Raw genomic sequence first — 20,565 nt, 5'->3', positions numbered from 1 at the left:
TATGTCAACACCTGAACAATTTGACCGCGAACTGCGCCAGCAGTATCAGCATGATCAAGCGCTGCATCCGCTGCCGCAGCAGGTACACCGGGCAATACGTCAGGCCACAGCACGCCAGCGTGCAGCCGGCAAAGTCCGTAATTGGCGCTTTAGCTGGCGTAGCGCACAGCTGGCCGTCTGCAGTGCCTTGTTGTTAGTAATGGCTTACTTGTTGCAGCTGCCGCAGCCGGCCACCACGCAGTATTATCAAGTGCTGCTAAGTCATAATGAGCAGTATCGCCAGGTGCAGCAACATAGCGTCAGTACTCAGACGGCAGCCGATACCAATGCAACGGAGTATCAGCAGTATATAGCCTCAACACAGCACACAGAGCAGTTTCATCGCCAGGTAGGCCTGTTACGCCAGCAGCAGCAAGAATGGCAAATCAGCGTCTGTAATGACTTACTGCTAACTATCGACACGCAATTGCTGGCTCAGCTGGCGGTGCCAAAAGCCGTGCGTCAGCCACAGCCACCGCAATGGGTTGAATTTATCAGTAATTCGCGCGGGCAACTGGTGGCAATACAACCGGCGACACAGGCTTTGCTGTGCCCGCATAGCTAAAAAAGATTGCTCTTTTTGTCAGGTAATACCGTACTATTAACAGTATTAAGATCTGCGTAAGAGCCATGACTATGAAATCGCGCTTTATACCGCTACTTAGCATATTAACTACGTTGCTGCTGTGCAACGCGCCGCTGGCGGCGCAGCAGCGCCTGCTTATTACCGTTGCGCCCGAGCAAGCTGAACAATTGCACCGGGTACACAGCGCCAGTACCGGCCAGCACACTGGCTGGCAGCGCTTTTCTCAGCTACCAGACATAGTGGTTGCTGAGCTGGCGCAAGGTGCAGATTTGCGTCAGGAAATGCAGCGTTTGCGCCAATTGCCCGGCGTATTAACCGTTGAGCCTGACTTGCGGCTGCGTAAAATAGCCACACCTAATGATCCGCAGTTGAGCCAGCAATGGCATCTTAACGGCAGTTTTGGCATTAACGCCGCAGCGGCCTGGGATCTTAGTACTGGCGACAGCGAACAGGTAATAGCGGTTATCGACACCGGTGTTGATTATAACCACGCTGATCTGGCTGCCAATATCTGGCAAAACCCACAGGAAATCGCCGGCGATGCCATCGACAACGACAACAATGGCTATGTTGATGACATCTATGGCATTAATCCGGCCGATGGTAACAGCGACCCTATGGATGAAGATGGCCACGGCACTCAGGTAGCCAGCATCATGGCTGCCGTGACCGACAATGCGGTGGGTATCGCCGGTGTAAGCTGGCAGACAAAGATTTTACCCTGTCGTTTTATGGACAAAAATGGCGAGGGTTTCGTCAGTGATGCCATCGCCTGTTTGAACTATGTACTGGATTTAAAAAATAATCAGGGCGTAAATATCATCGCTACCAATAATTCCTGGGGTAGCAGCAACTTTTCGCAGGCGCTGTATAACGCCATAGTGGCGCAGCGCGATGCGGGTATTTTGTTTATTGCCGGTGCCGGCAATGACGGCAATTCTGCCCGCTTTTATCCGGCCGGCTACAACCTGTCTAACATCATTAGCGTGGCGGCGCATGATCAGCAAGGCGCTATCGCCGGTTTTTCTAACTATGGCCGGGACTGGGTACACCTGTCGGCACCCGGTGTTGCTATTGCTGCGGCGCAGACCGGCGGAGGTTATGCTACGGCTAGCGGTACCTCTATGGCGGCGCCGGTAGTTAGCGGTGTGGCTGCGTTGGTCGCGGCTTATGAGCCGGCGCTGGGCATGACAGCACTGCGCAACCGTATTTTAATCGCGGGGGCACCCGCTGATGATAGCGATATTGCAACGCAAACCATGACCGGTCAGCTGCTGCTGGCTGCCGGTGGCGACACCCTGGGGGCTTTAGGCTGTAACGGCGGCACCCTGCAACGTAGGGTTACCCCGTTAACTGACGTACTTTATCTGGAAGCCGGTGATACGGTCGATATACAAGTGCTGAGCCTGAGTTGTTTTGGCGATAGCTTACCGGCTAGCGTCAGTGCCGGGGCTATGCAACAGGCTGTGGCAATAAATGATGACGGCCAACAGCAAGATCAGCAGGCTGCTGACGGCATTTACAGCGGGCGTTTCCAGTTTGATGGCAACGCCACTACGTTGAATTTTCCTGATGGCCAGGTGCAACTGCGCTTACGCAACAATAACTTTTGTGCCGTTAATGCTGTCACTGAAATCCCGCTGGCAGAGTGTGATGCCTTAGTTGAGCTTTATTATGACACCCTGGGCCAGCACTGGCTTAACAACGAAAACTGGTTGTTAACCGCCACGCCATGTAGCTGGTTTGGCGTGACCTGCAACAATGGTCAGGTCAGCGAAATTAATCTGCTGTCTAACAATCTTAATGGCCAATTGCCAGCGGCATTAAATCAGTTACCTGCCTTAGCCGTATTTGATGTCAGTGACAATAATTTACACGGCAGTTTCCCGGCTGCGTTGTTGCAACTAACCCAGTTGCAACGGCTGGTTTTATGGCAAAACGCCTTTAGTGGGGTCTTGCCACCTGCGCTGGGTAATCTAACCAGTTTGCAGCTGCTGGATCTGTCAGAAAACCGTTTTAGCGCTGCGTTGCCCTCAGGGCTTGGCAACCTGAGTAACCTGCAACAACTCTATCTGGAAGACAATCTTTTTGAAGGCGCAATGCCGCAGACGTTCGGTCAGTTGTCGCAGTTGCAGGTGCTGTGGCTGTTTGATAATAATTTAACCGGTACCTTGCCGCAAAGCCTGACTGGCTTAAGCCAAATGCAGGATTTTCGTTTTAATGATACCAGTCTGTGTGCGCCAGCCAATCAGGACTTTGGCAACTGGCTGGCCGGTCTTACTACTTTGCACATTAACACCAGTTGCCCGAATACGCCGCCGACAGTGGCAGCCGGCAGCAACCAAACCGTAAACAGTGGTACAGTGGTACAGTTGCAGGCCAGCGCCAGCGATGCTGAATTTAATGCACTGAGTTACCAATGGCAGCAAATTGCCGGCACTACGGTAACGTTAACTAGCCAGGATGAGCTAAATCCGCGTTTTACTGCACCAGCAGTAAGCAGCAACACTGTGTTGCGTTTTCGTTTTACCGCCAACGACGGTATAAGCAGCAGCAGTGCGGAGGTAGAAATAACAGTACAGCCTTTAGCTAACAGCGGCGGCCCGGGCAACAATGCCGGCGGTGAAAGTGGCGGCGGTACTATAGGGATAGTGGCATTGTGCGGCTTGTTGCTGTTGTGGACGCGCCGGCTTGGCAAGCGGATGTAAAGCCAATAGAATGGCGCCGGGCTTCGGCATCAGCGCCGTTATAACAGTAAAAGGTTTATTTTGAAGCAGTATATTTTAGCGTTTGCCTGCCTGACAGCAACTTGCAGCTTTGCTGCCGAGCCAGAACTGGCTCCGCTCATTATTGATTTTGATCAGCACTATGCCCGTCAGTTGGCCGAACACGACATTCCCGGTGCCGCTTATGCCATAGTGCAGGGTAACCGCATCATCGCCACCGCCGGTTTTGGTGTACGCCAACGGGGTAGCGATGCGCCGGTTGATCCTTATACCGTATTTCGCATTGCCTCAGTCTCCAAAACCTTTGCCGGCAGTCTGGCGGGTATGCTGGCGGCCGAAGGCCATTTTAGCCTGGATGATGCACTGGTCGATTATTTACCCGAGTTTTCTTTTAAAAGTAAAAAGTACAATAAGCAGCTGAAATTAAAACACTTGCTATCGCAAAGTACCGGCGTAATGCCAAATGCCTATGATAACCTGATTGAAGCTAATGTACCTTTACAACGCATTTTGCCGCAATTTGGTAAAATAGACCCCTTATGCCCACCGGGACAATGCTACGGTTATCAAAATGTACTGTTTAGCCTGATTGAACCGGTAATACAAAAGCGCACCGGTAAAAGTTATGCCGAGCAGTTGCAAGAGCGTATTTTTACCCCGTTACAGTTACCGACGGCCTCAGTGGGGCTGGATGGCTTTTTTAGTACAGAAAACCGCGCTATGCCGCACGTGCGGGCGCGCGGCAACTGGCATCCGGTTAAAGTTGCTGAAAGCTACTATCATTTCGGTCCGGCCGCCGGCGTTAATGCCAGCGCAATAGATTTGGGCTACTGGCTCATTGCTCAGCTGGGGCATCAGCCGCAGGTATTATCAGACGAAGTGCTGCTGCGCATCACTGATAAAAATGTCAAAACCCGGCGTGATCTGCGCCGCAAAGAATGGCGTCGCTATCTGACCGATGCGCATTATGCACTGGGCTGGCGCGTGTATCAGTTTGGCCAGGACACCTTGTTGTACCACGGCGGCTGGGTGCAGGGCTACCGTGCTGAGATTGCCTATTCGCGTGAGCATCAGCTGGGGCTGGTGATGCTGATGAACGCGGAATCAAACCTGATTAATGAACTGGGCACGTATTTTTGGTCCAGTTTTTTAACTGCTATCCGCCAGCAACAGCAGGAGTTGCCGCAAGCCGAATAATCAGTCACGGTTGGCGGAGCGCTTTAGCATCGACGAAATACATCCAGCATAAAATCGATGCTGATGGCCGGCAGGCGCTCAGCAAACTGCTGTTTTTCTGCCGCGCTGAACTTCCACGCCAAAGGCACCATCTGCACCAGTGCCAGCAGTTGTGCCGGTTGGGTAAATTGCAGGCTAAACTGCAGCCGCTGCCGGTACTGATGCACAAAGCCTGTAATACTGGCTATGGCATCATCGTGTAAGCGTACCTGCTCATAAATGGCTTGTTTTATTTCCAGTAAATGTGCCGGGCCGGGTGTGACGGTAACTAAATGACCGCCAGCCTTAACTAATCTTGCAAGCTCTTCCGCTTTAGACGGCGCATAAATGCGCACTATGGCATCAAAGCTGTTATCAGCAAACGGCAACTGGTAAGCACTGGCAACACTAAAATTAATATTATGATTGGCTTTAGCGGCAAATTTAATGGCCGCTTTGGAAATATCGACGCCATAAAACTGTGCCTGAGGCAGGGCCTGTTTAAGCTTACCGCTGTAGTAGCCTTCGCCGCAGCCCAGATCGAGTAAACTAGCCGGTGCCAGTGGTATTAGTGTATCTGCGACTGCTTGCGCCAGAGGGGCGTACCAGCCGGCGTGCAAAAAATCACGCCGTGCTTGCATCATGTCTTTGTTGTCGCCGGGGTCTTTGGAGTTTTTCTGTTGCACTGGTAGCAGGTTGACGTAGCCTTCGCGGGCGACATCAAAACTGTGGCGGTTAGTGCACTGATATTGTCTGTCGCTAAGGTTTAGCGGTTTCTGGCACAGCGGGCAAAGGTACATAGTCAGTAAAGGCCGGGTTGTGGCTGGAAAAAAGGCGCTTAGTGTAGCAGCACAGCAGTGTTTTCGCCAAAGCTTGCTATACTGGCGGGCAATATGGTTAAGCAGAGTTTAACTGCAGCTTGAACGCTGGCCTTGCGTTACAACGCTGCTGTGCTCGCCGGAGCAACGCACTCGCGCATGCGATTGCTCAGACAATCTCTGGCTGTGCGCAGCAGGTTCTAACCGGCCAGCTGAACCGGCGGTTACTTACAGAAAATTTTACGGAGCACCAATGCAAGATTTAGAACTGTGGACACTGGACGAGCTATGTGACCATGCCTTTGATATTTTTGAAGAACTGGCAGCTGAAAACCTGTCCGCCGCCGACTATACCCTGTATCAGCAGCACTATGAAAACCGTGGTTATGTTGACTTAACGCCGCCGGGTGAAGATTGGGTAGAGATTATGATGCAGGATCTTGAACCCGAGCTGCACTTTGAAGCACAAATTGGCTTAACGGGTGGAAATGGCGAAGCCGACATGGTGCTGGCGCGGATTTTACTCAGCCGCGAAAAATACGAATCACTGTGCCATGCCCAGTGGCGGGGTCAATAAATAGGCTGGCAAATAAAAAACGGGGCGCAAAATATGCGCCCCGCTAAACTCTGCTAGTGCACGCCGTGCATGCGTTTTTTCAGCCAGGGGCTGATTAACAGCATAAACACACCCACACCGACACCGACATAACATAAAAAGGTAAACAGCTCGGTATAACCGGCTAAAGCCGTACTTACTTCAACCACTTCGCCGGCAGGCACATCTATCGCCGCCAGTTTAGCCAGTTGGGTCGCTAATAACTCTGAGTAAGCTGTAGCCAGGAACCAGGCTCCCATCATAACACCCACCACTTTAGGCACTGCCAGTTTAGTAACCGCTGACAAACCTACCGGGGATAAACATAACTCGCCCATAGTATGCAGGGCATAGGCCAGTATCATCCACCAGGCGGCAACATAACCGGCTTCATTGGGAAACATGGCACCGACAACTAAAGCGCCAAAACCTAAACCGGCCTGAATAATACCCAGGGCAAATTTAACCGGCGTACTGGGTTCCAGGTTGCGTTTAGCCAGTGCTATCCATAACCAGGCAAACAGTGGCGCCAGCGTTATGATAAAAAACGCATTCAGCGAGCCAAACTGACCGGCAGTGGCTTCATAGCCCAATACTGTACGATCCATTACCCGGTCAGCATATAAGGTCATTGATGATGCAGACTGCTCAAACAGTGCCCAAAACACCACTGTAGACATTGTCAGTACAATAAGCACGATCATCCGATCGCGTTCTTCGCGGGTACACTGGGTGGTAATAAACCAAATTATTCCTACCAGTACAATAAAGGACATACCCAGTAAGGTGCTGTGTACCACAGGGTTGTATTGCACTAACTGCCAGACTATCGCCAGCGCAGGCAGGGTAGCCAGGTAAATTAACCATTCGCGGTTAATACCGGCGAAAACTTTTTCTTTTAACTTTGCCGGATCAGCCGGTTCAGCATAGCCGAACAGGTATTTTTGGCCGGTTAAAAACACGATTAAACCCAGCACCATGCCAATACCCGCCAGGCCAAAACCATAGCCCCAACCATAGGTTTCGCCCAGGTAAGTTACGGTTATGGTAGCAATAAAAGAACCCAGGTTAATTCCCATGTAAAAGATGGTAAAGCCTGAGTCGCGCCGTGCATCTTCTTTGCCGTATAACTGACCGACTATGGTAGAAATGTTCGGCTTTAAAAAGCCCACACCCATAATGATCAACGCCAGGGAGAAATAGAAGACCTGAATAGCGCCGGTATCCTGCACTACCACACCATCCTGTACATAGGCCTGAAAGCCCTCGTAGGCTAAACCCAGGTGGCCCATACAGAGTAAAATAGCACCAAAGGTTACCGCTTTACGCATACCCAGATAGCGGTCGGCTAACATGCCGCCGATAACCGGCATGGCGTACACTAAACCGGCATAGCTGCCTAGTACGTCCAAACCACCGGCATCGCTGAATAAGTGGTACTTTGTTAAATATAATAACAGCAGATATTTCATGCCGTAGAAGGAAAAGCGTTCCCACATTTCAGTGAGAAAGCACACATAAAGCCCGACCGGATGGCCGAGAAACTGTGGCTGATTGGCCGGCGCAGCGGCGACAGAGCTAGATACAGTCATGGGATCCCCAGTATTATTAGAATTATCTGCTTTACCTTTTTTACCGGCAAAGCTCAGGCGATTATGCAGATGTACGGCTACCTTGTCATCAGCCTTGCTGGTAATAGCCGCTAAAAAGCGCAAAAAGCCGGTTAGAATAACCGGCACAGACTTTACTGCGGGAACAATTGCTGGCGTATCTGCAGCAACTGTTTGCGGCATAAAGCAAAGGTAAGTGGCCGGGTGATCAGTGGATAACCAATAATAAGCAACAAGCTATAACCTGCTATAACCCAGCCGTCGTCGTTTAAAAATGCACGTGCAAGCAATAAAAACAGCGGAAACAGGATCAGCAACTTAATAATGTTAAGTGTAATTTTAGTCGGTACCGGCAGCTTGTCGGCTGCCTGACGTATTACTTGCATGCGTTGGGCAAAATTTAGCCCGGCAAGTTCCGGGATATTCTGGCTGTTTAGATATAACATGGTAGTTTCCTTCTTTTCAGCGCGCTAGTTTAACGGTTGTCACTATCGCTTTAAAAGGGCTTTTGGTAAGCTTTACGGCAACAGCACAATAAGGATCTGTGATGATTAAAGTTCTCAGCGTTTTTGGTACCCGGCCGGAGGCCATCAAGATGGCACCGCTGGTTAATCTGCTAAAGCAGCACAACGACATTGACAGCCGGGTTTGCGTCACCGGCCAGCACAGGGAAATGCTGGACCAGGTGTTAACATTGTTCGATATCAAAGCCGAATATGATCTGGCCATTATGAAAGCCGGCCAGGATTTATATGACGTCACTACCAGTATTTTACTGAATATCAAAACGGTACTACGTGAGTTTAAACCCGACGTAGTACTGGTGCATGGCGATACCAGCACCACCTTTGCTGCCGCGCTGGCCTGCTATTATGAAAAAATTGCCGTTGGCCATGTTGAAGCCGGCCTGCGTACCGGCAATATCTACAGTCCCTGGCCGGAAGAAGCTAACCGTAAGTTAACCGGCGCTATAACCCGCTACCATTTTGCCCCGACAACAACATCGCAGCAAAATTTACTGCAGGAGCAGGTACCCGCCAGCCATATTTTTGTAACCGGCAATACCGTTATTGATGCGCTGCTGCAAGTGGTGGAAAAAATCGACACTGACACTGCTTTACGCGACAGCTTTGCCGCTAAATTTCCCTATGGCCAACAAGGCCGTCGGTTAATTTTGGTTACAGGCCACAGACGCGAAAGCTTTGGCGGGGGTTTTGAGAATATCTGCGCAGCGCTAAAACAAATTGCGCAGCAATTTGCCGATTGCGATATTGTTTATCCGGTGCATTTAAATCCGAATGTGCGCGAGCCGGTGTTCCGCTTATTATCCGACGCCCCTAATGTGCATCTTATCGAGCCGCAAGAATACCTGCCCTTTGTTTATTTGATGAGCCGCGCAACCTTAGTGCTAACGGACTCTGGTGGTATTCAGGAAGAAGCACCGTCTTTAGGTAAGCCGGTATTGGTAATGCGTGACACTACCGAGCGGCCCGAAGCCGTAACCGCCGGTACAGTAAAACTGGTTGGCACCGATCAGCATAAAATAGTGGCACAAGTCAGCCGGCTGCTTACCGATCAAGACTATTATGACAGCATGAGCTTTGCACATAACCCTTATGGCGATGGAAAAGCGTGTCAGCGCATAATTGACGTGATAAAATCCGCTGCCATCGTTTCTGATAAAAAAGATTTAACAAATTGAATAGTATACAAACTTTACTGACAACTCAGCAACGCTGGTTAGTGACCGGCTGTGCCGGTTTTATCGGTTCTAATCTGGTTGAGGCGCTGTTAAAGGCCGACCAACTGGTAGTTGGGCTGGATAACTTTGCTACCGGCTATCAACGTAATCTGGACGAAGTAAAAGCTCTGGTTAGCCCGCAACAGTGGGCCAATTTCCGCTTTATAAATGCTGATATCCGTGACCTTGACGCATGCCAGCAAGCCTGCAGCGGGGTTGATTTTGTGCTTCACCAGGCCGCACTTGGCTCAGTACCACGCTCCATCGCCGACCCGGTAACCAGCAATGCCACTAACATCAGTGGTTTTTTAAATATGCTGCTGGCCGCGCGCGATGCCGGTGTTAAGCGCTTTGTTTATGCAGCGTCCAGCTCAACCTATGGTGACCACCCGGCCTTACCTAAAGTAGAAGATGTTATAGGTAAGCCTTTGTCACCTTATGCCATTACCAAATACGTTAACGAGCTGTATGCTGATGTATTTTCCCGCAGCTATGGCTTTCACAGTATAGGTTTGCGTTATTTTAATGTGTTTGGCCCACGTCAGGACCCTAACGGCGCTTATGCCGCGGTGATCCCGAAATGGACTGCCGCCATGATTGCTAATCAGGATGTGCAGATAAACGGTGATGGTGAAACCAGCCGTGATTTTTGCTTTGTTGCCAACGCGGTCGAAGCCAATATTAAAGCTGCACTGGCCGATATTAAGCAGAGTGAAGTATTTAACGTGGCGCTGGGCGATCGCACAACATTAAACGAGCTGTTTGCTGCTATTGCCACGTCATTGCGTGACAATGGCGTACAGTACAGCAAAACGCCGCTGTACGGGCCATTTCGCCAGGGCGATGTGCGCCATTCGCAGGCAGACATCAGCAAAGCGCAGCAGATTTTGGGCTATGCGCCGCAATATCGTCTGCGCGATGGGTTGGTACTGGCTATGCCTTGGTATTTGCAACAGCAATAAGTTGCGCTTTCAGGCCACCAAAAAATTGAACAATAATCAGGGTAAAAGGACTTACACAGGATATTTAGCATGTCACAGTTAACCGATACAAAAATCGCCATTATTGGCCTGGGCTATGTGGGCCTGCCGCTGGCAGTAGAATTTGGTAAGCATTATCCAACGCTGGGTTTTGATATTAATCAGGCGCGGATCAGCGAATTAAAGCAAGGCCAGGACCATACGCTGGAAGTGAGTAAAGAAGAGCTGCAACAAGCCGAACAACTGCGCTACAGCAGCAATCTGGACGATTTACGCCAGGCCAATGTGTACATTGTTACCGTGCCGACACCAATCGATCAGCACCGCCAGCCTGATTTAACCCCATTAATTAAAGCCTCTGAAACGCTGGGCAAGGTTATTAAACGAGGTGATATCGTTATTTACGAATCGACCGTGTACCCGGGCGCGACTGAAGATGATTGTATTCCGGTGATCGAGCGGATCAGTGGGCTTAGATACAATGTTGATTTTTATGCCGGTTACAGCCCGGAGCGCATTAATCCGGGCGATAAAGAGCACCGGGTTACCACCATTAAGAAGGTGACCTCAGGCTCAACGCCGGACATTGCTGAAGTGGTAGACAACCTGTACGCCAGTATCATTACCGCAGGCACTTACAAAGCCAGCTCAATTCGCGTAGCAGAAGCAGCCAAAGTGATCGAAAACACCCAGCGCGATTTAAATATCGCGCTGATTAACGAGCTGGCGGTGATATTCAATAAGCTGGGTATCGATACCGAAGAAGTGCTGCTGGCTGCCGGCACCAAGTGGAACTTTTTACCCTTTCGCCCAGGGTTGGTCGGTGGCCACTGCATAGGTGTTGACCCTTACTATTTAACTCATAAAGCCCAGTCTATTGGTTATAACCCCGAGGTTATTCTGGCAGGCCGTCGCATAAACGACAGCATGGGCCGTTATGTGGTTAGCGAGCTGGTTAAAGCCATGATAAAGCGTCGCATTCAGGTAAGCGGTGCCAAAGTGCTGGTGATGGGCTTAACCTTTAAAGAAAACTGCCCGGATATCCGTAACACTAAGGTCGTTGATATCCTCAACGAATTTACCGAGTACGGCATCAGCGCCGACGTATTTGACCCCTGGGTCGATGCTACCGAAGCCCAGCATGAATACGGCATCAATCTTACGGCTAAGCCAGAGCTGGCAAGTTACGATGCGATTATTCTGGCGGTAGGGCATCAGCAATTCCGCCAGCTTGGCGCAGCGGGTGTGCGGGCTTTTGGTAAACCAGACAGCGTGCTGTACGATTTAAAATACGTACTGGACAAAGCCGATACCGATTTACGCTTATAAAGTGTTGAGGCCCCTGGTAACAGGGGCCTAGTCAGAAACAATTTATCCTGACACGCGGACAAATGAGAATATTCCCAGCCAGATTGCCAGATTGTCTGATACTGCAGCCGCAACGCTATCAGGACAACCGCGGTTTTTTTCAGGAAACCTTTCGTGCTGCTGACTACGCCAAAGCCGGGATCAGCGAACCCCTGGTACAGGATAACTGGTCCCGCTCGGTAAAAGGGGTATTACGGGGGATGCATTTTCAGCGCCTGGCACCTCAGGGCAAGATGGTGAGTGTGCTGCGTGGTGAAATTTACGATGTTGCGGTAGATATCCGCCCCGGCTCGGCCAGCTTTGGTCAGTGGCAGGGCTTAGTGCTAAGTGAGCACAATGGCCATCAGCTGTGGTTGCCGCCCGGTTTTGCGCATGGTTTTTTGGTGTTGTCGGATGTGGCAGATGTGATTTATAAAACCTCGGCGTATTATCAGGCTGACGATGAAGGCAGTTTTTGCTGCTTTTCTGCCGCGCTGAATATTGATTGGCCTGTCACAGACGTTATACGCTCGGCAAAAGATGCCGGCGCGCCTGATTTTTCGACGGTTTTCCCATGATCAAGGTGCTGCTTAGCGGCAGCGACGGCCAGTTGGGCCAACTGGTACAGCAGCAATTTGCCACTATGCCGCAGTTTAACCTGCTTGCCTGTAACAGGGCGGCGCTGGACATTACCAACACTGCTGCCGTTAGCCAACTGTTTACCGCTTTCCAGCCGGCCATCGTGATTAATTGTGCCGCTTACACCGCAGTAGATCAGGCTGAGCGTAACAGCCTGCAGTGTCACAGTGTTAATGCCAGTGCCGTTGCGCAACTGGCGCAACTGTGCCGCCGCTTCGACAGCTTATTTATCAGTATTTCTACCGACTATGTATTTGACGGCTCAGGCCGGCGTCCTTACATCGAGCGTGACCTTACCGCGCCGCTCAATCAATATGGTTTAGCAAAACAACAGGCCGAACGGGCAGCAGAGCAGGCGATAAAATACATTACGCTGCGCACCAGTTGGCTGTTTAGCGAACTGGGGGCAAACTTTGTCAGCAGGATCTGCCAGCAGGCACAAAGCGGCGATGTAACCCGGGTGGTGCAGGATCAATACGGCAACCCGACACCGGCACGGGCTCTGGCACAGGCTATTGGCCAGCTGGCGCACCAATATGTGCAAGACGGCCAACTACGATATGGCCTGTATCATTTTGCAGGCTACCCCTGTTGTAGCTGGTATCAGTTTGCCATTGCGATATACCAGCTGGTGGCACCGCAGCATCTGCACAAATTGCAGGGAATAGCCAGTCCGTTTCCGGGAGCCTTAGCCCGGCGTCCGGCATATTCCTGCCTGGATATGAGCCTGTTTCAGCAGCAATTCAGCTTTAAGGCGCCACCCTGGCAGGCTGAGTTGGCAGCAGTTGTAAAAAAATTGGCAGAATAAACAATTCTTGACACTATTGCCGGTAAAAAAAGTTCGATAATCAGCAACAAAGCCGATAGAATTCACATCTTGGCCCAGCCTGATAGCGCGTACAGAAATAAGGATAAATTTTCTGTTTCAGGCCCATTGCACAGCACTATAAATTTATAAGAACCGGAGCGACGAGTGGTTAATATCGTTAAATATTTAACATTTTTCTTGTTTTTTGCCTTGCCGCTGTATTCGGCTGCGCAAACCGTCACCCCCGCCATGATGGAACAATTTAAACAGTTGCCTAAAGCGCAACAAGAGCAATTGGCAAAGCAATACGGTATTGATCTGAGCGAACTGGGTTTGGACGGCGCTTCGCAATCTGATACGGATGATACTGACGCCGGGCAGAGCAACCGCGCACAGCGCAGAAAGCAGCAACAAGACAAGAAAAAACCAGAAGATGACGGTAAACCCAAACGCTTTGGTTTGAATATGTTTGACGAAGCCAGTTCGGTTTTTGCGCCGGTGAAAAATTTGCCGGTGCCTGACAACTATATCCTTGGCCCTGGCGACACCTTATTGCTGCAACTGTTTGGCAAACTCAACCGTGAGTTGAAAGCCGAAGTAAACCGCGATGGTAATGTCAATATCGTTGAAATGGGCTCGGTAGCCGTGTCCGGTCTGCGCTATGCTGATGCCCGTGAACTTATTATCCAGCGCGTTCGCCAGCAGTTACTGGGCACCGATGTAGCTGTCAGTATGGGCAAGCTGCGCAGTATCAACGTGTTAATTGCCGGTGAGGCGAAGTATCCGGGCTCTTATAACCTGCCAGCGTTAAGTTCGGTTACCCATGCGCTCTATGCTGCCGGCGGTGTTAGCGATATAGGTAGTTTGCGCAACATCTCGGTGCAACGTGGCGGGCAAAATGCTGCTAATTTTGACTTATATGCCTTGCTGTTAAAAGGTGATGCCAGAGTCAATCTGCACTTAAAAGACGGTGATGTGGTTTTTGTTGCGCCGGTAAGTGCCATTGCTGAAGTCGCCGGTGAAGTGCACCGGCCGGCGTTGTACGAAGTAACAGCGCAAGATACCTTACTTGATTTACTTAATATGGCCGGCGGTGCTAAACCGGGGGCTTATCCGCAACAGGCGGTGTTACAGCGCTTTAATGCGCAAAACCTGCGCGACTTTCAAAGTGTTGATTTAACTGATAAAGCCCAGCAACAGCAGTTGGCCCGTGCCGGCGATGTATTGCGTGTGGGCGCGACTTCTCCGCAGGTTAAAAATTCGGTCACGCTGGCCGGTGCAGTGGCAAGGCCGGGCATTCACGCCTGGCGCCAGGGCTTGCGCATTACCGATTTACTCGGTTCACGCTGGTCTGACTTACAGCGCACTGCCGATCTGAACTACGGCATAGTGCTGCGCGAAGTCAATGCCCTTGGCGAGCTGGAGGTGCTGCAGTTCCGTCTGGCAGATGCGATAAACACGCCGCAAGGCACTGAGAACATAGCGCTGCAAGCGCGTGATACGGTAATTGTTTTTCATCAGGCGCTGCAAACCTATCAGCGCTCCGCGCTGAATAAGTACTTACATGATGCGCTGGAAAAACGCTTTGATATTGCTGTCGAGCTGCGCTGGTTAAATCAGCTGGATTTAGCCGAAGAAGGCTTTCGTTTAATGTCTGAAAAAGATGAGCTGACGGAAGAGCGCTTAGCTGAAGATATTAAAGCATTAAAAAATACCGGCTCGCATCTGTTCCCGGAAGATATCGCCAAACCAGATCAGCAAAAAGCGTTGAAGGAAAATTTCAGTTACCTGTTGCAAAATGTACTGGATGATCCTGAGCTGATAAAACTAACACCACACCTTACCCGTACCGAATTATTGCATCCGGTGTTAGAAAAACTGCGTTTACAGGCCCGCAATGGTGCTGAACCCCTGCTGGTCAGTGTCAGTGGTGAAGTATTAGTAGAAGGCGAATACCCGCTGGCTAAAAACGGTGATGTACGTGACTTAATTGACGCAGCCGGTGGCCTGAAAGACTCGGCATTTTTACGCCGCGCCGAGTTATCACGCGCTCAGGCCCGCAGCGATCTGAGCCGCGGCCTGCATGTTGAGCACTCAACGGTAGATTTAGCCGCCATATTAGCCGGTGAACAAAGCTTAGTGCTGACCAGCCGTGACCGGCTGAACGTGTTCCCGGTACCACAGTGGGATCTGGACCGCACCATCGAACTTAGCGGCGAAGTGCGCTTTCCCGGTGTTTACACTATTCAACAAGGTGAAATGCTGTCTGACGTGTTAAAACGCGCCGGTGGCGTTACCAGTAATGCCTTTGTTGATGGCCCTTTATTTACCCGTGAGCAAATTCGCGAACGTGAAACTCAGCAACTGAAAAAGCTGACAGAACAACTGCGCTCTGACATAGCGGCCAAATCGTTATCCAGTGAAACAGTACGTATTTCGCCGGAAGACGCCATTGCCATGATAAGCGAAATTGAAAAAGTCAAACCGGTTGGCCGTTTGGTTATTAATCTGCCGTTGGTGATGGCGGGCGATCCGGCTGCTGATTTAGCTGTAGAAGACGGCGACGTGCTGCATATTCCGCGGGTTAATAACACTATCGCTATTGTTGGTGAAGTGCAGCATCCGAGTAGCCACCGCTTTGCGTCTGGTCTGATGTTGGATGACTATTTAAAACTGGCCGGTGGCTTTCGTAAACGTGCCGATAAAGATCGGGTTTATGTGATCCGGGCCGATGGTTCAGTCATGGTGCCCGAGAGCAACTGGTTTAGCGTCAGCAAAAACAACCTTAAGGCTGGCGATACCATAGTGGCGCCACTAGACACAGAATATAAAGACAACTTAAGTCTGTGGGCGCAGGTTACGCAAATTTTCTATCAGAGTGCGGTTGCGTTAGCAGCGCTGAACAACTTCTAGCAGACGGAACAGCAATGAATAACGAGTTAAGCACTGCAGCCGATGAAATCGGCCTGAACGAACTGATAGGCGAAATCTGGCGCAATAAAATCTGGTTGTTTGGCGCCTCGTTTTTGGTAGCCGTCGCCATGGCATTTTATAGCCTTACGTTACCCAATATTTACCGTGCCGAAGCTCTGGTTACCCCGGTTACAGAGGGTGCCGGCGGTAAGCTTGGCAGCCTGGCTGGCCAGTTAGGTGGCCTGGCGTCGTTGGCAGGCGTTAGCCTGGGCAAAGGTGATAATAATAAAACTGCAATTGCGCTGGAAAAGCTAAAGTCGCGCGAGTTCTTTTTTAAGTTTGCCGAAAAGTACCAGATTTTGGTGCCGCTGATGGCGGTGGAAGGCTGGCAGCCTGAAGACGATAAGCTGGTACTGGACGCCGATATATACAATGCCGACACCGGTGAATGGGTGCGTGAGGTTAAATGGCCTAAACAGCCTAAGCCTAGTTTGCTTGAAGCTCACGAAGAGTTTCTGGATAACCTTACCGTTAATCAGGACAAGACCAGCGGTATGATTAAAATTGCTTATCAGCACGTTTCGCCTGCCGTATCGCAACAGTGGGTCAGCGCCATCGTTGCTGAGCTAAACGAAGACATGCGCCAGCGTGATATCAGCGAAGCCCAGTCCAGCATCAGTTATCTGGAGCAGCAAGTGGCGGATACTAAGATCACTGAAATTAAAACCGTGCTGTATCAGTTAATTGAAGAGCAAACCAAAACCCTGATGCTGGCCAATGTGAAACCGGAATACATTCTGGAAACCGTAGATGCAGCCGTGGTACCTGAGAAAAAGTACAAACCGGGCCGTGCCATTATGGTAATAGCTGCAGGACTGGTAATTTTTATCGCCGGTGTCGGCTTTCTGATGATCAGACTGGTAATGAAGAAAGAACAATGAAAGTGTTACTAACAGGTGGGGCCGGCTTTATCGGCTCAGCAGTGGTGCGGCATATTATTGGCGAAACCCAGGCCAGTGTCGTCAATGTAGATAAACTAACCTACGCCGGCAATCTGGGCTCTGTGGCGTCGGTAGCGGATAATGCACGCTACAGTTTTGCACAGGTCGATATTTGTAACCGCATAGAATTAGAGCGGGTTTTTGCCACGCATCAGCCCGATGTGGTGATGCACCTGGCGGCAGAAAGCCATGTTGATCGCTCAATAGACGGCCCGGCGGCCTTTATCGAAACCAATATTGTTGGCACCTATACCCTTTTAGAAGTCGCCCGCAGCTACTGGAACGGCTTGGATACTGCTCGCAAAGCCGCGTTTCGTTTTCATCATATTTCTACCGATGAAGTATTCGGTGACTTGCATGGCACTGATGACTTATTTACAGAAACCACGCCCTATGCACCCAGTAGCCCTTACTCGGCCAGTAAGGCCAGTTCAGATCATTTAGTGCGGGCCTGGCACCGTACTTATGGCTTACCCGTGCTGGTAACTAATTGCTCTAATAATTACGGTCCCTATCATTTCCCGGAAAAGCTGATCCCGCTGATGATACTAAACGCATTGGCCGGTAAACCCCTGCCGGTATATGGTAAAGGCAATCAGATCCGTGACTGGCTTTACGTAGAAGATCATGCCCGGGCGTTATACAAGGTGGTAACCGAGGGCAAGGTAGGCGAGACCTACAATATCGGCGGCCATAACGAAAAACAAAATATTGAAGTGGTGCACGCCATTTGTGAGCTGATGGACGAGCTGACCCCAATGCATCAGCGTGGCTACCCACTCAACACTAAACACTCAGCACTTATCACTTACGTCAAAGACCGTCCAGGCCACGACTTACGCTATGCTATAGACGCCAGTAAAATAGAGCGCGAACTGGGCTGGAAACCGCAAGAAAACTTCGACAGCGGCCTGCGTAAAACGGTGCAGTGGTTTTTAGCAAATAAGGCCTGGTGGCAGGCCGTACTGGATGGTAGTTACACCATGGAGCGTTTAGGGCAGGGGAGCTCAGACAAATGAAAGGCATAATATTAGCCGGCGGTTCTGGTACCCGTTTGTATCCGATCACCCGCGGAGTGTCTAAGCAACTGTTACCTGTGTATGACAAGCCAATGATTTACTATCCGTTGTCGGTATTAATGCTGGCCGGTATCCGCGATATTTTAATTATTACCACACCGGAAGATCAGCCAGCGTTTCAGCGTTTGCTCGGCGATGGTACTGACTTTGGTATTCACCTAAGCTATGCCATCCAGCACACCCCGGATGGTTTGGCACAGGCGTTTATTATTGGTGAAGAATTTATTGGTAAAGACAGTGTTTGTCTGGTGCTTGGCGACAATATATTTTACGGCCAGGGCTTTAGCCCTAAGCTAAAACAAGCTGCGGCCAGGACAACCGGTGCGACAGTATTTGGCTATCAGGTGCGTGATCCTGAACGATTTGGCGTGGTAGAGTTTGATGAAAACCGCAAAGCCATCTCAATTGAAGAGAAACCGCACCGGCCAAAATCAAATTATGCTGTCACCGGCCTTTACTTTTATGACAATGACGTAATTAATGTCGCCAAAAGCATCCAACCATCGCATCGCGGCGAATTGGAAATCACCTGTGTTAATCGCGAGTATCTGAAGCGTGGCCAATTACAGGTTGAAATGCTCGGCCGGGGTTTTGCCTGGCTGGATACCGGTACCTACGACAGCTTGCTTGAAGCATCATCATTTGTACAAACTATCGAGCATCGGCAAGGATTTAAGGTGGCGGTGTTAGAAGAAATTGCCTACCTCAATGGCTGGCTAACGGCAGATGATATCGCACGTATCGCCGGCACTATGGCGAAAAACAGTTATGGCCAGTATCTGGCAGAGTTGGTTAAAACGACATGATCCCAGTAAACAAACCCTATTTACCAGCGTTTAGCAAATACACGCAATATCTTGAACGGGTTTATGCAAAAGCCTGGCTTACAAACAATGGCCCTATGGTGCAAGAGCTAAAATTGCGTTTAGAAGAGTATCTGGGCGTAAAAAATCTGTTGCCGGTGGCAAATGGAACCCTGGCAATGCAGCTGGCCTATAAAGTGTTTGACTTGCAAGGCGAAGCAGTAACAACGCCGTTTACCTTTATTGCCAGCAGCAGCAGTTTAGCCTGGGAAGGTATTACGCCTCGGTTTGCTGATGTTGATACACAAAGCTATAACCTGTGTCCGTTGGCGACAGCCAGGGCTATATCGGATCGCACATCGGCTATAGTACCGGTGCATGTTTATGGTAACCCGTGTGATGTTCATGCTTTTGCGGAGCTTGGACAGCAACACAAACTAAAAGTTATCTATGATGCCGCCCATGCATTTGGTATTAAGGTTGGCGGGCAAAGCGTGCTAAATTTCGGTGATGCCGCGACATTAAGTTTTCATGCGACCAAGGTGTTTCATAGTGTTGAGGGCGGTGCAGTTATTTTTAATAGTAGCGACGATTACGAACGCGCCGTGCTAATGACCAATTTTGGTATAGATACCAAAACCGGACAGATTACTGACAGTGGTATCAATACTAAGCTTAGCGAAGTGCATGCTGCTATGGGGCTTGCTGTATTGGATAATATAGACGCTATCATGCAGCACAGAGTGGCGTTGTTTGAGCAATACTGCCATCAGTTAAAAGATGTTGTAGTGCAGCCTGCGTGGCACCAGCAAGCAACAACCAACGGCGCCTATATGCCGGTTACCTTTGACGATGCGACGCAAAGCAGCATTGTACTGGATGGCCTGGCTCGTCAAGGCATTATCGCTCGACGCTATTTCTCGCCGTCGTTAAATCAGTTACCGCAATATACTCAACGGTTTACTGATCCATGTCCGGTATCTGAATCGCTCGCCAGCCGTACTTTGTGTTTGCCGCTGTATTACGATTTGTCTGCTACAGACGTCACCACAATAACCGATGCAGTTAAACAGGCGTTGTATGGCTCTGCTAACTGAACAGCAACTGCAGGCCTTGGGTTTTAAAGCCCTGGGGCGCAAAGTGCGTATCTCAGATAAAGCCAGCATTTATAATGCTAGCAATATTAGCATTGGTGACAATGTCCGTATTGATGACTTTGTTGTGCTTTCCGCCGGCAGTGGTGGCATAACACTGGGCAGTCACATTCACATCGCGGTCTACACCAGCCTGATCGGCGCAGGCGCAATTACCATCGGAGACTTTGCTAATTTATCGTCAAGAGTTTCGGTTTACAGCTCTTCAGATGATTATTCTGGCGAGTCAATGACAAACCCTTGTGTGCCAGAAGAATATAAAAACGTTACGCATGCAGATGTAGTAGTAGAGAAACACGTTATTGTCGGTTGTGGTAGCGTTATTTTACCTGGTGTTACCTTGCATGAAGGCGTGGCTGTTGGTGCGCTTAGTTTGGTAACCAAAAGTTGCCCATCTTTTGGTATCTATGCCGGCGCACCTGCCAGGTTTATCACGGAACGCAGTAACAATGTGCTGAATATGGAACATCGTTACGTCAATACCCTCAATTCAAGTAACTCTGATAAGTGA

General features: G+C 50.1%; 18 protein-coding genes. 15 read left to right on the top strand and 3 right to left on the bottom strand.

Annotation, left to right across the window (positions count from 1 at the left end):
* The first annotated feature begins 1 nt into the window (after window position 1).
* From MN202_RS01350 to MN202_RS01340, 3 genes are all read left to right on the top strand, one after another.
* Window positions 2–604 carry a hypothetical protein gene (locus tag MN202_RS01350; RefSeq protein WP_335734286.1) on the top strand — a complete coding sequence of 201 codons (603 nt, stop codon included), beginning with the start codon at window positions 2–4 and terminating at the stop codon, window positions 602–604.
* Between the two features lie 71 nt (window positions 605–675).
* Window positions 676–3,333: a S8 family serine peptidase gene (locus MN202_RS01345; RefSeq protein ID WP_335734285.1), complete on the top strand. Its 2,658-nt coding sequence runs from the start codon at window positions 676–678 to the stop codon at window positions 3,331–3,333.
* Between the two features lie 60 nt (window positions 3,334–3,393).
* Complete coding sequence (locus MN202_RS01340) at window positions 3,394–4,548, top strand: serine hydrolase domain-containing protein (protein ID WP_335734284.1); 1,155 nt, start codon at window positions 3,394–3,396, stop codon at window positions 4,546–4,548.
* Between the two features lie 23 nt (window positions 4,549–4,571).
* Here MN202_RS01340 and rlmA read toward each other — a convergent pair whose 3' ends face one another.
* Window positions 4,572–5,366 carry a 23S rRNA (guanine(745)-N(1))-methyltransferase gene (gene rlmA, locus MN202_RS01335; RefSeq protein ID WP_335734283.1) on the bottom strand — a complete coding sequence of 265 codons (795 nt, stop codon included), beginning with the start codon at window positions 5,364–5,366 and terminating at the stop codon, window positions 4,572–4,574.
* 271 nt (window positions 5,367–5,637) lie between these two features.
* Here rlmA and MN202_RS01330 point away from each other — a divergent pair, with 271 nt between their 5' ends.
* Window positions 5,638–5,961 carry a DUF440 family protein gene (locus MN202_RS01330; protein ID WP_335734282.1) on the top strand — a complete coding sequence of 108 codons (324 nt, stop codon included), beginning with the start codon at window positions 5,638–5,640 and terminating at the stop codon, window positions 5,959–5,961.
* 53 nt (window positions 5,962–6,014) lie between these two features.
* Here MN202_RS01330 and MN202_RS01325 read toward each other — a convergent pair whose 3' ends face one another.
* Both MN202_RS01325 and MN202_RS01320 read right to left on the bottom strand, forming a co-directional pair.
* A complete protein-coding gene (locus MN202_RS01325) occupies window positions 6,015–7,718 on the bottom strand; it encodes a peptide MFS transporter (protein ID WP_335734281.1) in 1,704 nt (567 codons plus the stop codon).
* A 5-nt stretch (window positions 7,719–7,723) separates the two neighbouring features.
* A complete protein-coding gene (locus MN202_RS01320; protein WP_335734280.1) occupies window positions 7,724–8,035 on the bottom strand; it encodes a DUF6170 family protein in 312 nt (103 codons plus the stop codon).
* 101 nt (window positions 8,036–8,136) lie between these two features.
* Between MN202_RS01320 and wecB the strand changes: the two genes are divergently transcribed.
* From wecB to MN202_RS01265, 11 genes are all read left to right on the top strand, one after another.
* On the top strand, window positions 8,137–9,291 hold the full coding sequence (wecB, locus tag MN202_RS01315) for a non-hydrolyzing UDP-N-acetylglucosamine 2-epimerase (RefSeq protein ID WP_335734279.1): 1,155 nt from the start codon (window positions 8,137–8,139) through the stop codon (window positions 9,289–9,291).
* The gene (locus MN202_RS01310; RefSeq protein ID WP_335734278.1) at window positions 9,288–10,292 is read left to right on the top strand and encodes an SDR family oxidoreductase; all 1,005 of its coding nucleotides are present in this window, start codon (window positions 9,288–9,290) and stop codon (window positions 10,290–10,292) included. The genes wecB and MN202_RS01310 overlap by 4 nt, the downstream gene beginning before the upstream one ends.
* A gap of 69 nt (window positions 10,293–10,361) precedes the next feature.
* Entirely contained in the window at window positions 10,362–11,639 is a 1,278-nt protein-coding gene (gene tviB / locus MN202_RS01305) for a Vi polysaccharide biosynthesis UDP-N-acetylglucosamine C-6 dehydrogenase TviB (protein ID WP_335734277.1), read from the top strand.
* A 62-nt stretch (window positions 11,640–11,701) separates the two neighbouring features.
* Complete coding sequence (gene rfbC / locus MN202_RS01300; protein ID WP_335734276.1) at window positions 11,702–12,235, top strand: dTDP-4-dehydrorhamnose 3,5-epimerase; 534 nt, start codon at window positions 11,702–11,704, stop codon at window positions 12,233–12,235.
* Window positions 12,232–13,104 (top strand): dTDP-4-dehydrorhamnose reductase, encoded by an 873-nt coding sequence (rfbD, locus tag MN202_RS01295; RefSeq protein ID WP_335734275.1) that lies wholly within the window; start codon window positions 12,232–12,234, stop codon window positions 13,102–13,104. Before rfbC ends, rfbD begins: the two co-directional genes overlap by 4 nt.
* A 165-nt stretch (window positions 13,105–13,269) precedes the next feature.
* A complete protein-coding gene (locus tag MN202_RS01290) occupies window positions 13,270–16,017 on the top strand; it encodes an SLBB domain-containing protein (protein WP_335734274.1) in 2,748 nt (915 codons plus the stop codon).
* A 14-nt stretch (window positions 16,018–16,031) separates the two neighbouring features.
* Window positions 16,032–16,958, top strand: a complete 927-nt coding sequence (locus MN202_RS01285; protein ID WP_335734273.1) for a Wzz/FepE/Etk N-terminal domain-containing protein — start codon at window positions 16,032–16,034, stop codon at window positions 16,956–16,958.
* Window positions 16,955–18,037, top strand: coding sequence for a dTDP-glucose 4,6-dehydratase (gene rfbB / locus MN202_RS01280; RefSeq protein WP_335734272.1), 1,083 nt, complete (start codon window positions 16,955–16,957; stop codon window positions 18,035–18,037). The genes MN202_RS01285 and rfbB overlap by 4 nt, the downstream gene beginning before the upstream one ends.
* On the top strand, window positions 18,034–18,903 hold the full coding sequence (gene rfbA, locus MN202_RS01275) for a glucose-1-phosphate thymidylyltransferase RfbA (RefSeq protein ID WP_335734271.1): 870 nt from the start codon (window positions 18,034–18,036) through the stop codon (window positions 18,901–18,903). The genes rfbB and rfbA overlap by 4 nt, the downstream gene beginning before the upstream one ends.
* Complete coding sequence (locus tag MN202_RS01270) at window positions 18,900–19,997, top strand: DegT/DnrJ/EryC1/StrS family aminotransferase (protein WP_335734270.1); 1,098 nt, start codon at window positions 18,900–18,902, stop codon at window positions 19,995–19,997. Before rfbA ends, MN202_RS01270 begins: the two co-directional genes overlap by 4 nt.
* Complete coding sequence (locus tag MN202_RS01265) at window positions 19,981–20,565, top strand: acyltransferase (RefSeq protein ID WP_335734269.1); 585 nt, start codon at window positions 19,981–19,983, stop codon at window positions 20,563–20,565. The genes MN202_RS01270 and MN202_RS01265 overlap by 17 nt, the downstream gene beginning before the upstream one ends.

Origin of the sequence: Rheinheimera muenzenbergensis (genome assembly GCF_036984005.1) — a bacterium.
Lineage (GTDB): Bacteria > Pseudomonadota > Gammaproteobacteria > Enterobacterales > Alteromonadaceae > Alishewanella > Alishewanella muenzenbergensis.
This window is presented reverse-complemented; position numbering and strand designations above follow the sequence as displayed.